This window comes from Bacillus australimaris, assembly GCF_001307105.1.
In the GTDB taxonomy this organism is placed as follows: Bacteria; Bacillota; Bacilli; order Bacillales; family Bacillaceae; genus Bacillus; species Bacillus australimaris.
In genome coordinates this window covers 328,100-340,240 of sequence record NZ_LGYN01000026.1, presented here as the reverse complement: position 1 = coordinate 340,240, position 12,141 = coordinate 328,100, and the positions used below count along the sequence as shown (strand labels likewise).

Annotated in this window: 16 protein-coding genes; 15 read left to right on the top strand and 1 reads right to left on the bottom strand. The window is 40.6% G+C overall.

Translation table 11 applies throughout. The features are described 5' to 3' along the window. Nucleotides 1-90 precede the first annotated feature (90 nt). From fadH to AKG37_RS13320, 15 genes are all read left to right on the top strand, one after another. On the top strand, nt 91-855 hold the full coding sequence (fadH, locus tag AKG37_RS13395) for a 2,4-dienoyl-CoA reductase (protein ID WP_060699243.1): 765 nt from the start codon (nt 91-93) through the stop codon (nt 853-855). Between the two features lie 64 nt (nt 856-919). Further along, a complete protein-coding gene (locus tag AKG37_RS13390) occupies nt 920-2,140 on the top strand; it encodes an EAL domain-containing protein (RefSeq protein ID WP_060699384.1) in 1,221 nt (406 codons plus the stop codon). A 429-nt stretch (nt 2,141-2,569) separates the two neighbouring features. Continuing rightward, nucleotides 2,570-3,466, top strand: a complete 897-nt coding sequence (locus AKG37_RS13380; RefSeq protein WP_060699241.1) for a manganese catalase family protein — start codon at nt 2,570-2,572, stop codon at nt 3,464-3,466. 183 nt (nt 3,467-3,649) lie between these two features. Continuing rightward, nucleotides 3,650-3,892: a YkuJ family protein gene (locus tag AKG37_RS13375; protein WP_003212254.1), complete on the top strand. Its 243-nt coding sequence runs from the start codon at nt 3,650-3,652 to the stop codon at nt 3,890-3,892. 144 nt (nt 3,893-4,036) lie between these two features. Further along, nucleotides 4,037-4,552, top strand: a complete 516-nt coding sequence (locus AKG37_RS13370; protein ID WP_060699240.1) for a ribonuclease H-like YkuK family protein — start codon at nt 4,037-4,039, stop codon at nt 4,550-4,552. Nucleotides 4,553-4,701: 149 nt separating this feature from the next. After that, complete coding sequence (gene abbA / locus AKG37_RS13365) at nt 4,702-4,893, top strand: antirepressor AbbA (RefSeq protein ID WP_003210802.1); 192 nt, start codon at nt 4,702-4,704, stop codon at nt 4,891-4,893. Between the two features lie 146 nt (nt 4,894-5,039). Next, a complete protein-coding gene (gene cbpB, locus AKG37_RS13360) occupies nt 5,040-5,483 on the top strand; it encodes a cyclic-di-AMP-binding protein CbpB (RefSeq protein ID WP_060699239.1) in 444 nt (147 codons plus the stop codon). Nucleotides 5,484-5,579: 96 nt separating this feature from the next. Continuing rightward, the gene (locus AKG37_RS13355; RefSeq protein WP_060699238.1) at nt 5,580-6,461 is read left to right on the top strand and encodes a LysR family transcriptional regulator; all 882 of its coding nucleotides are present in this window, start codon (nt 5,580-5,582) and stop codon (nt 6,459-6,461) included. A 79-nt stretch (nt 6,462-6,540) separates the two neighbouring features. Further along, nucleotides 6,541-6,951 (top strand): DUF4275 family protein, encoded by a 411-nt coding sequence (locus tag AKG37_RS13350; protein ID WP_060699237.1) that lies wholly within the window; start codon nt 6,541-6,543, stop codon nt 6,949-6,951. A gap of 187 nt (nt 6,952-7,138) precedes the next feature. After that, entirely contained in the window at nt 7,139-7,615 is a 477-nt protein-coding gene (locus tag AKG37_RS13345; RefSeq protein ID WP_060699236.1) for a flavodoxin, read from the top strand. After that, complete coding sequence (locus tag AKG37_RS13340; protein WP_060699235.1) at nt 7,605-8,498, top strand: WD40/YVTN/BNR-like repeat-containing protein; 894 nt, start codon at nt 7,605-7,607, stop codon at nt 8,496-8,498. The genes AKG37_RS13345 and AKG37_RS13340 overlap by 11 nt, the downstream gene beginning before the upstream one ends. Before the next feature lie 16 nt (nt 8,499-8,514). After that, the gene (locus AKG37_RS13335; RefSeq protein ID WP_077233721.1) at nt 8,515-8,973 is read left to right on the top strand and encodes a flavodoxin; all 459 of its coding nucleotides are present in this window, start codon (nt 8,515-8,517) and stop codon (nt 8,971-8,973) included. A 105-nt stretch (nt 8,974-9,078) separates the two neighbouring features. Further along, nucleotides 9,079-9,789 carry a 2,3,4,5-tetrahydropyridine-2,6-dicarboxylate N-acetyltransferase gene (dapD, locus tag AKG37_RS13330; RefSeq protein WP_060699234.1) on the top strand — a complete coding sequence of 237 codons (711 nt, stop codon included), beginning with the start codon at nt 9,079-9,081 and terminating at the stop codon, nt 9,787-9,789. Nucleotides 9,790-9,870: 81 nt separating this feature from the next. After that, nucleotides 9,871-11,001, top strand: coding sequence for an N-acetyldiaminopimelate deacetylase (locus AKG37_RS13325; RefSeq protein ID WP_060699233.1), 1,131 nt, complete (start codon nt 9,871-9,873; stop codon nt 10,999-11,001). A gap of 50 nt (nt 11,002-11,051) precedes the next feature. Continuing rightward, nucleotides 11,052-11,294 carry a YkuS family protein gene (locus AKG37_RS13320; RefSeq protein ID WP_003211408.1) on the top strand — a complete coding sequence of 81 codons (243 nt, stop codon included), beginning with the start codon at nt 11,052-11,054 and terminating at the stop codon, nt 11,292-11,294. 22 nt (nt 11,295-11,316) lie between these two features. Here AKG37_RS13320 and AKG37_RS13315 read toward each other — a convergent pair whose 3' ends face one another. Beyond that, complete coding sequence (locus AKG37_RS13315; protein ID WP_060699382.1) at nt 11,317-12,126, bottom strand: mechanosensitive ion channel family protein; 810 nt, start codon at nt 12,124-12,126, stop codon at nt 11,317-11,319. Between the last annotated feature and the right edge of the window lie 15 nt (nt 12,127-12,141).

Here is a 12,141-nt window from a genome sequence, read left to right as displayed (position 1 = left end):
GTCTCCCATATGGTGCACATAGGGTCAATCATGATATGATAAACAATAATGAATGAATAGTCATTCAAAGAATACAAAGGGGGAGAACAAATGACGAAAAAAACAGTAATTGTCACAGGGGGATCAAGCGGTATGGGAAAGGCGATGGCTGCCCATTTGGCACTTGGAGGCTGGAATGTCGTCATTACTGGAAGAACGGAAGAGACGCTGGAAGAGACGGCAAATGAATTGAAGCAGAAGGGCGGCTCGATCGCCTTCTTCCAAATGGATGTGCGAAACCCAGAGGATGCTGACCAAATGGTTAAGTTTGCGGTGGATACATTTGGTGATGTGGATGCTCTCATAAACAACGCTGCAGGGAATTTTTTAGTTCCAGCAGAAAAACTATCACCTAACGGCTGGAAAGCTGTCATTGATATTGTGTTAAATGGTACATTTTTTTGCAGCCATGCAGTGGGCAATTACTGGATTCGTCAAAAGAAAAGGGGAAGTATGATTAACATGGTGGCCACCTATGCATGGGGAGCAGGAGTAGGAGTGGCACATTCAGCGGCAGCAAAGGCGGGCGTTTTATCTCTTACTCGAACGCTTGCTGTGGAATGGGGAAAGCAATATCGAATTCGCGTCAATGCCATCGCGCCAGGTCCAATCGAAAGAACAGGCGGTGCGGATAAGCTATGGGAATCTGAAGAGGCAGCGCAAAGAACATTAGATAGTGTCCCTCTTGGCAGACTCGGCACACCCGAGGAAATTGCAGAGCTTGCGAGCTTTTTATTATCTGAGCATGCGTCTTATATCAATGGAGATTGTATCACGATGGATGGGGGACAATGGCTCAACCAATCCCCTTTTTGAATGACGATGTAAGACCTGCTTTTGATGTGGTATAATCACACAAAGAGAGAAGCAGGTGATGAAAATGGTCGATCCATTGGATATTTTAACGAATATTGAAGATGTTTTCCCGCACTATCAAGCGATATTCAGTGCGGAAGAGCAAAAAGTGATAGGCTATGAGATTCTAGGTAGAATGAAGCTTGAGTCTGAAACGGTTAGCCTAGGCTCCTTCTTTACAGATTCATCTATTCCTGACGAATATAAATTGGAAGTAGATCAAAAAGTACTGAGGCAGGCACTCGATCACTTCACAACAGCAGATGATGATTTGCTCATTTTTATTAATCATGATGCCAATATCCTCATGCTTGATCATGGTGAAAGCTTTTTAGAACTTTTAAAGGAATATGAAGCAAGGGGCATTCAGCTTAACCGATTTGTCATTGAGTTTACAGAGCATACGTTTAGCGGCGATATTGAACAGCTATACCATACGTTAACGTATTATCGTACATATGGGATTAAAATCGCCGTATCAAATATAGGAAAAGAAAGCAGTAATCTGGACCGCATTGCCCTGCTTTCACCTGATCTATTAAAAATAGATTTACAGGCATTAAAGGCATCGGCTCCGTCTCCTTCCTATGAATATGTCTTGTACAGCATTTCATTGCTTGCAAGAAAAATAGGGGCTGCCTTAATATATGAGGACATTGAAGCAAATTTCCAGCTGCAGTATGCATGGAGAAATGGCGGGCGATATTTTCAAGGGTTTTATCTTCATGAGCCTGCAGGAGAATTAATTGACCGAAACCAGCGAAAAGATCAGCTTAGAGAAGAATTCCAGCAATTTATTGCCCATGAGAAAAAGAAGCTGCAAGCGGTCTATGAACATTCTGAAACATTTTATAAACGAATTCATCAAGCTGTCACGACTTTAAAAAAATCATGCAGTACAAATGATGAGCTCATTCAAAAACTGGCACTTGAGCTGACAGATTGCAGCTTTCGAATTTATATGTGTAATGAAGAAGGCTTTCAAATCACAGGAAATGTGTTTAAAAAAGAAGAAGAGTGGCTGTTTCAGCCGGAGTATATAGAGAAAAACTGGAGCTGGCGTCCTTATTTCCTATCCAATATTCTTCAAATGAGAATTAGCGGAAAGGGATTTTTCAGTGATATTTACAGCGATTTAGAAACCGGTGAGAGGATACGTACGTTTTCTTATCCTTTAGAGGGAGATATGTATTTATTTATAGACCTTCCGTATGCCTATTTATATGAGCAAGATGGATTAATTTGAAGACGCGGCGTGAAGACAAACCCTCGCATTCGTTGTCATTCCTGCGTGCCAGTGCTCACGAATGTACAATTCGCTCCGCTCCTGTACTCGTCCTTCCTAGACTTCAAAGGTTTTCTATCACACTGAAATGTAAACAAAAGGCATTTTAGCCTTTTGTCATCAATCTGAGCAGCCTTGTAGGCTGCTTTTTTTGTGATTGAAAAAAGATATAAAAAATGGTTGACATTGAAACTGATAATCATTATCATTTAGTTATAGAGAGAAGCTACTCTCTGTTCCCCAACCCCTCTATCAGATCAAGATCCAAAAAACTTGGCGCTACCCCCGCCAAGTTTTTTTTGTGCGTCAATCTTTCCCTTCATGCATAGGACAGCCCAAACCCTCCATACATCTTAAGTGATGATAGTTAGACAGTAGGAGGGAAACATCATGATCAAACGTGACACGCGGCTGCTCATTGATTTGCCAAAACCAGATCACCCGGATGCAAATGGTGCCGCTGCTGTACAAGAATTACTCGGCGGAAAATTCGGTGAAATGTCCACATTAAATAATTACATGTTTCAATCCTTTAACTTTAGAGGGAAACGAAAACTCAAACCGTTTTATGACCTCGTATCCAGTATTACAGCAGAAGAATTCGGTCATGTGGAGCTTGTGACCACAGCCATTAATCTCATGATTACAGGAACCACACATGGAGGAGATCCAGATACGACGCCGATGAAGGCAGCTGTCGATAAACGAAATACACAGCATTTTATTCAAACAGCCCAAACAGGCTATCCGTTTGATTCAATGGCAAAACCTTGGACCGGAGAAAATGTGTTCTCAAGTGGCAACTTGATTCTTGATCTCCTCCATAATTTCTTTCTTGAATGCGGGGCTCGCACGCACAAAATGCGTGTATATGAAATGACAGACCATCCAACAGCAAGAGAGATGATTGGTTATTTACTTGTCAGGGGCGGCGTGCATGTTGTGGCATATGCAAAGGCACTTGAAGTAGCTACAGGAGTCGATGTAGGAAAGATGCTGCCAATCCCAAATCTCGACAACAAATACTTTGATTCAGCACGGAAATTTGAAGATCAGAATGTTCATACAAAGCTGTACACATTTAGTGATACGGATTACAAAGATATCAATAAAATTTGGAAGGGCAGCCATCCGATTGATGGAAAGCCGCTGACAGTCATTGAAGGCACCCCGCAAGGAGCACCTGTGCCAGATTATAGAGAATTACCAGAAGAGTTTGCTCCGGGCATTTCCAAAGAGGACTTTGATGAAATTGCCAAACGGCTGATGAGATCTGCTGGTTTATAAAAATCATGGTGCATGAGATCAGAAAAAAGACTCAAACTAAAAAAACAGATTCTTCTTCTTTTTTTGAATTCAAGAGGAAAAATATCATCTGAGAACACTTTATGGTATGATGCTTTGTAGGACTTGTGTATAATCAATACGGGTTCATCTTGAGTTGTTTTTTGAAAGGAGTCTTTTTTTAGAATGTCACAATTAATGGGTATCATTACAAGGCTGCAAAGTCTTCAAGAGACAGCGGAAGCTGCAAACGAGCCGGCACAGCGTTATTTCGAAGTGAACGGTGAAAAAATCTGTAGTGTTAAGTATTTCGAAAAGAATCAAACGTTTGAATTGACTGTTTTTCAACAAGGGGATAAGCCAAATACTTTCCCATTTGACAACATTGATATGATTTCGATTGAGATTTTTGAGCTTCTACAATCCTAAGCTGAATCGTATGAAATGTTTTTTCTGAGGATTCCTTCGTTTATTGCGGCAGCATACATGTAACATCATAGATGATGTACAAATGGAAGATGATCAATCAGCGCATTTTTCGGATAAGAGACCATTAAAAAGGAGTTCCTTTCTGTGAATGATTCTTTTTTCTATAATCTTTCTGAAGATCATTTAGCGTTTTCTGATGTCGTCATGAGAATGAAAGACTTTATTCGAAAAGATCCTAGATCCGCCTATGTGTTATCCATTGGTACGGACTCTCAGGTCAATCAAAATGTCACAACATTTATGACTGCAATTCATCTTCACCGGATTGGCAAAGGGGCTTGGGGCTGCCTCACACAACAAGTGATCAGCAGGCCTGTGCAAAGTCTTAGAGAAAAAATTTCATTAGAGACAGCGTTTAGCCAAAAGGTATGTGCAGACATCCTTGAGGGGCCTTTAACAGAACTGATGGATTTGCTTCTTCCGTTTGCTGAGGAAGGGGCAGACCTTCGTTTTGAAGCCCATCTGGATATTGGCAAAAAAGGAAGTACGAAAGAGCTGATCCAGGAAATGACCGGAATGATCACAGCTATGGGAATTGAAGCAAAAATAAAACCCGACTCATATGCAGCATTTTGCTATGCCAATCGATACACAAAATAAATTCCGTCATTTTTCTCCAAACCTTGTCGAAACGTGCGGTTGACGATTCGATTCTAGTTCCTTATTCTAGCTGTATAGAGAGGAAGCAGACATTCAAAAGCCTGCTAATCAATATAAAAGCATATATGAAACAGGGGGCCTGATGTTGAATGAGCGTCATCGAAAATCGTTTTAATGAAGAAGAGAAAAAGCTATTATTAAACGTATTGCTGAATCAGGAATATGCTGTCGAATTACTAAGCAGTGAGATCAATGATATAGAATGTGGAACAAAAAATGTCGACGATAATACGTATAAGCAATTGATCACATTGTATGACAGAGTAAGGTTTGAGAATTAATATTGGTTTAACATTCTATTAGATACTCGGGGGCTGAGTATCTTTTTTATGCAGAAAAAATCTTTCGACAAAATTCGTTTTAGTTTATGCTTAATCGTAAACGGGAATGTATGATTGATGATTGAGAGAAAAGGGGTCGAAGAAACATGATAGAGATAGAACCGACTCAATTGCTTGAGTCAACTGTAGCCGAGCATATGATTGATGCAGATAAAGTGGCACATGTTCAAATTGGAAATAATCTTGAGCATGCTCTATTGGTCCTGACAAAAACAGGATATACAGCCATCCCGGTATTAGACGCTTCTTATCATCTACACGGGTTAATTGGAACGAATATGATTATGGATAAAATCTTTGGTTTAGAACGCATCGAATTCGAGAAGCTGGATCAGTTGAAGGTAGAAGAGGTCATGCTGTCGGATATTCCGAGACTCAAAACGACAGATCCTGTGCTAAAAGGCGTTCATGCTGTGACGAATAACGGGTTTGTTTGTGTAGAAAATGAGGAGAAAGTCTTTGAAGGGATTTTTACTCGACGTGTTGTATTAAAGCGCTTAAATGAGGTCATTCATTCCGCAAAAAAATGAGCTGCAGCCCAGCTTATTTTTTTTGCCTTCATAAGTTAAAATTTATATAATGGCCATATGAAATAAGTAAAACTTATAGAGGGAAAGGGGACGCCCATGCAGCTTCAGGAGTTACATATGCTTGTTGTGCTAAGCGAAGAATTGAATATGAGAAAGGCTTCGGAGCGGCTCTTTGTCTCTCAGCCTGCACTGTCTCAAAGATTGCAGACGATTGAAAAGGAGTGGGGAACCAAAATCTTTTTTCGTTCACAAAAAGGGCTGACCGTAACTTCAGCAGGTGAACAGATTATCCAATTTGCAAAAGAGGTGACGGTTGAGCAGGACCGAGTGAGAGAACGAATCGATGAACTTGAGGGAGACATTCACGGTACACTCAAGCTCGCCGTTGCGTCCATAATTGGACAGCACTGGCTGCCAAAGGTGTTAAAACGGTATGTTGAAAAATACCCAAATGCCAAGGTGTCACTCGTGACCGGCTGGAGTAGCGAAATGCTCAAAAGCTTATATGAAGACCACGTGCACATAGGAATCATTCGCGGAAACCCTGATTGGAAGGGGACAAAGGAATACTTGATGACAGATCATTTATATTTAGTCGATTCCGTAATCAAGGACGTGGATGAATTAATCAAGACAGAGCGGCCGTTTATCCAATTTAAAAGCGACAGCACGTATTATCAGGAAATTCAGCACTGGTGGCATCAAAAATTTAAAGTGTCTCCAAAGCAGACGATTCTGGTGGACCAAATTGAAACATGTAAACAAATGGCCTATCATGGGATCGGCTACGCCATTTTGCCTTCTGTGACCTTATATGACCACGAAAAAAGTGTCCATAAAACACCGCTTGTTGACGTAAACGGAGAGCAAATTGGACGTGACACATGGCTCTTGGGCTATGAAGCGTCTTTTCAGTTAAAACAAGTACAAGCATTTGTCAGTGTAGTCAAAGAAATGCTTGAAAGTGATGCGGTGTAAAGCACCTTCCAAGAAAAAGAAGATGCTGCTTTTTTAGGATGATGTTGTCCTTGATTTCAACGAGAGGAATGGTGACCATTTGAGAAGCAAACAGTTCATCACAATCAATAAACCGAAATGGGGAGATGATTTAAGAGCGAGATGGCGTGAACGTTTTGCTAGTCATCTGTCAATCAAAGAACAAAAAGAGCTTGGGCTAGATGACTTTCTATGGCATTTATGCAGCTCGGGAATGATTTCATGCCTTGAAAAGGCTGAAGCGATAGACGCATTTCTTCAACATCCAAAGCACAAATGTACTGTTTTTTATCAATTTGTGAACGAGGCGTATCTTTTCGAAAATGCTAGCTCACTTTCAATCAAAGATTTACCATATCAATCTGATCATATGGATTATAACGATTTGTATGTTATGGATTGGCATGAAAAATGGACATTTGTGATGACGCATGAAACGGACTATGGTCCATATTTTATTCAAATAGGATGAAACGATTGAATGAACTCTTCAACTTAAAAAACCTGCTTTCCAGTTGGAATAAGCGGGTTTTTTATTTGATTAAACTAATCTTGATCAATGTCTTTTCATAAAAACATTTGACAATGAAAATCATTATCATTTAAAGTGTACATATAATAATTGAAAATGATTATCATTTAGTTGAGGTGACCGATAGATGAAAGCACTAATTGCATTTGCGAGTATGTCTGGAAATACGGAAGATATGGCTGCGATCTTAAAGCAAACACTTGAAGGAAAAGGGATAGATACTGAGATGAAGGAATTTGATGATATGAACGCAGAGGACATTTCTTCATACGATTACATATTCATTGGTTCTTATACATGGGGTGATGGAGATTTGCCTTATGAAGCAGAGGATTTTTATGAAGAAGTCTCTACCCTTGAACTTAGTCACATAAAAGCAGCTGTGTTCGGGTCTGGTGATTACAGCTATCCGAAGTTTTGCGAGGCTGTCCATACATTCCATGACATGCTGAAATCAACAGGTGCGTCTGTTTTCCCTGAAACATTGAAAATGGAGCTTGCACCGGATACAGATGAAGATGTGGCGTGCTGTCAGGAATTTGCTGTGAGCTTTTTAACATGGGCCGCTTTGTCTGAGAAACGAGTTGAAAATCATGTTTCATAAAGGAGCGACGGCCGTTGCTGCATCTAAAAGTGGTGGATACTTTGTTGCTGTAAAACGTGAAGGTATTTTTCACTATAGTGTGGAGAGCGGGTGGCAGCAGTTGTTTAAACTTAAGCATAAAATTCATGCCATCAGCTATATTGGCCCTTATTTATTCGGTGTTGGTGAAAATGGCACAGTGATTAGATCAGGAGATGAAGGCCATACCTGGGCGTTATCTTCATTTCCAACAAATGCAGTTGTTTGGTCTATTACAGGACGCAAAGATGGTTTTGTTTGTGCACATGGAAAACATAGTATCTATGTGTCGAATGATTTCGGGATTTCCTGGGAAATTATGAAGCCATTTGCTCATGTGAATCATCCCCCAGTTATTCGCTCTTTATGTGTTGCTGGTAATCACCTTTATATTGGCACACAGATTCATGAGGTTCACGGAGGAATATGGGTATATGACTTGCAGACTGAACAGATTTTTCTTCTAAACAGAGAAGAGCACCGGATGACAGCTTCTATGCTGCTCTGCCAGGAACATCTTCTTGTTTGTGCATTAGGTTCAAAAAAGGGCAAAAAAGGATCTGTGCAAATTTTAGACTTACATACAAATATTCTGCATGATATTCAATCGCAGGCCTTTGCTAGAGAAGAATCATTTTTAGATGTGTCAGAGGATAATGGCATTGTGTATGTGACCACGTCACAAGACGAACATGGATTTTCTAAAGTGTATCAACTCGATATTGAGCAAAAAGAGCTCAAATGGTTTGATACGATCAAAGGACACGGTTTTCGTGTAGCCAATCAAAAAGAAAACTTTTTCTGTGCGGGTTTATATGAAAGTAAGTTTGTCAGGCCATATGAGGAGCCAGCATTGATTCATTGATAAGGAGGAAGGAAAAGTGACAGAAAAGGTGTTATTGGTGTATGCCACGATGTCTGGGAATACAGAAGCGATGGCAGATTTAATAGAAAAAGGTTTAACGGAAGCAGGAGCTAGCGTGGACCGGCATGAAGCGATGGATATCGATGCCGAGTTGCTCAATGATTACTCTCACATTATGTTAGGTGCGTATACATGGGGAGATGGCGATCTTCCGGATGATTTTATTGATTTATATGAAGAAATGGAAGAGCTTGATTTAACGGGTAAAGCATTTGCTGTCTTCGGTTCCGGTGATACATCTTACGAGCATTTTTGCGGAGCTGTTGACTTAATCGAAGAAAAAGTGAAGGAGCTTGGCGGTGACATTGTCCTGCCATCAGTTAAGATTGAGCTGAATCCAGAAGGAGATGAAGAAGACGAATTGATTTCTTTTGGCAAACAATTTGTTCATCTTCACCAGCAAGAAGCGGGATAATCAGTTCCGCTTGTTTTATTTTCCATTGAGGAGATAACTCTTTCACTTGTCATTAAAACTCTCCTTTGGTACAGTAATGAAGTATAAATTAAGAGGAGGACATACATGAAACAAATGGACGCTAATGAAATTATTTCATTTATTCAAAATAGTACAAAATCAACACCTGTCAAAGTCTATATCAAAGGTGACTTAGAAGGTATTGAGTTTGGTGAACATGCTAAAACGTTTATCACAGGAAACACTGGTGTTGTTTTCGGTGAGTGGAGCGAAATTCAAGACGTTCTAGCATCAAACAAAGACAAAATTGAAGATGTTGTTGTGGAAAATGACCGCCGCAACTCTGCTATTCCGATGTTAGATTTGAAAAACATTAAAGCGCGTATTGAGCCAGGTGCAATCATTCGTGACCAAGTTGAAATCGGTGATAATGCAGTCATTATGATGGGTGCTTCTATTAATATCGGTTCTGTGATTGGTGAAGGTACAATGATTGACATGAACGTGGTGCTTGGTGGCCGTGCGACAGTGGGTAAGAACTGTCATATCGGTGCTGGATCTGTTCTTGCAGGTGTCATTGAGCCGCCGTCTGCTAAACCAGTTGTTGTAGAAGATGATGTTGTCATCGGTGCAAACGCTGTTGTTCTAGAAGGTGTGACAATTGGTAAAGGAGCAGTAGTAGCTGCTGGAGCCATCGTTGTAAACGATGTGGAGCCTTACACAGTTGTAGCAGGTACACCTGCAAAGAAAATTAAAGACATTGATGAAAAAACAAAAGGCAAGACTGAAATCAAGCAAGAACTGCGTCAGCTTTAATTCATATCATTCGCAGCTGAAGACATAGACGTGGATATATATCCACGTCTTATTCGTATAGAGGAAAGGAAGCGAGTTCACTTGTTAAATCGTGAGCAATTAATATCCATTCGAAGAGATTTACATCAAATCCCTGAGCTTGGTTTCCAGGAATTTAAAACACAAGCGTATCTGATGAAGCATCTTGACGCTTATTCAAAAGATCGAGTTGAGATTGAAACATGGCGGACTGGACTTTTTGTAAAAGTGAAGGGAACGAATCCAACACGCGTATTTGCTTATCGTGCAGATATGGATGGACTGTCTATTCCTGAGGACACAGGGTATCCATTTCAATCTGTGCATGAAGGGAAGATGCATGCATGTGGACATGACCTTCATATGACTATTGCACTTGGTATCATTGATCATTTCGTTCATGCGCCAATCAAAGAAGATCTATTATTTATTTTTCAGCCGGCAGAAGAAGGTCCAGGAGGGGCTGAACCGATGCTGGCAAGTGATGTTCTCAAAAAGTGGACGCCAGACTTTATTACAGCGCTGCATATTGCACCTGAATATCCTGTCGGAACAATTGCGACAAAGCCCGGCCTATTATTTGCCAATACGAGTGAGCTTGTCATCGATCTTGAAGGAAAAGGCGGACACGCTGCTTATCCGCATTTAGCGAATGATATGGTTGTCGCTGCAAGTGCACTTGTAGGACAGCTGCAATCGGTCATTTCACGTAATGTCGATCCTCTTGATAGTGCAGTTATTACAGTCGGCACGATTACCGGCGGAACGGCTCAAAATATCATTGCTCAGCATGCAAAGCTTGACGGTACCATTCGCACGCTTTCACCGGAGTCTATGGAAAAGGTGAGAAAGCGAATTGAAGCACTTGCAAAAGGGATTGAAATTGGCTACGAATGCAAGGCAACCGTTCGTTACCCTTCATCTTATTATGAAGTGGACAATTCACACGATTTGACTGAGGAATTTATGTCATATGTAGCAGAAGAAAGACTTGCGAATGTGATTCAATGCAGAGAAGCCATGACAGGAGAAGATTTTGGCTACATGCTGAAAAAATATCCCGGCTTCATGTTTTGGTTAGGGGTCGATTCAGAATACGGTCTGCACCATGCAAAACTCAAGCCAAATGAAAACGCGATTGAAACAGCTGTGAACGTCATGACGGCTTATTTTAAAAAGCAAGCAGGTGAATGAATAATCAAGCTGCCTCCTGTACACCTTATGAACAGGAGGTGTTCTTGATTATGACAAGAATTGGTGTAGAGCCATCTTTATCCGATGTAGAAGAATTGTTGAAGCAAAAAGGGTATGACGTCGTACGTATTCAAAATGAACAGCAAATGGATCAGTGTGACTGCTATGTAGTCACAGGCCTAGATTCAAATGTTCTTGGCATCTCAGACACAACGACAAAGGCATCTGTTATTACGGCATCAGGTATGACAGCTGATGAAATTTGTCAAGAAGTTGAACAGCGTGTTCAATAAAACAAGAAAAAGAACCGGTAGATTATGATCCCGGTTCTTTTTGCTCTTTTTCCATATCGAGTACTTCTTTCATTTTTTTGCGCAGGATTCGTTCTACCCGCCATTGCTCCATTGTTTCGGTTTTTGCTATGATACGCAGCACGAGGGAAGACGAACCGAACGCTTCCACACCTACAACTTGAGGACCTTCGATAATTTGAGGAGTTTCTTCCCGTACCTCATCACAGGCAGCTTGAAGGGATGTGATCATCTGATCCACATTTTCCTCTGGAGACAGCTCAATATCAACGAGTGCCTGCATGGTCCCTCTTGAATGATTGCTAACATTCAGTATGCTTCGATTTGGAATGAAATGAAGGGTACCGTCAAAGCTTCGAAGCTGTGTAGTTCTAAGTCCAATTTGTTCGACAATCCCATCAAAGCCAGCGACTGTTATATATTCTCCTACATCAAATTGTTTTTCCAATAATATAAAGAATCCGGTCACAATGTCACTTACTAATCCTTGAGCGCCAAAACCGATGGCAAGGCCCACTACGCCTGCGCCAGCAAGTAAAGCGGTTGGGTTGTAATGAAATAAGTCGAGGATCATGACAACTAGAATAAAAATCAATAAGTAGGCGAAAATATTTAACGTCAGACTTTGCAGCGTTTGAGCTCTTGATAAAGAGACTTCATGCTTTTCAGAGAATGTTGAATAAGCGCGCTTAATCATCTTGTTTCCTATAGCTCTAATGATAAAGTAAATGACAAAAATAGCGATTAGTTTTAGCAAAATCATGCTGCTATTGATGATAATGGAAAACCAATCTACTTGTTGAAATGCTTTCATCATCTTCAAAACCTT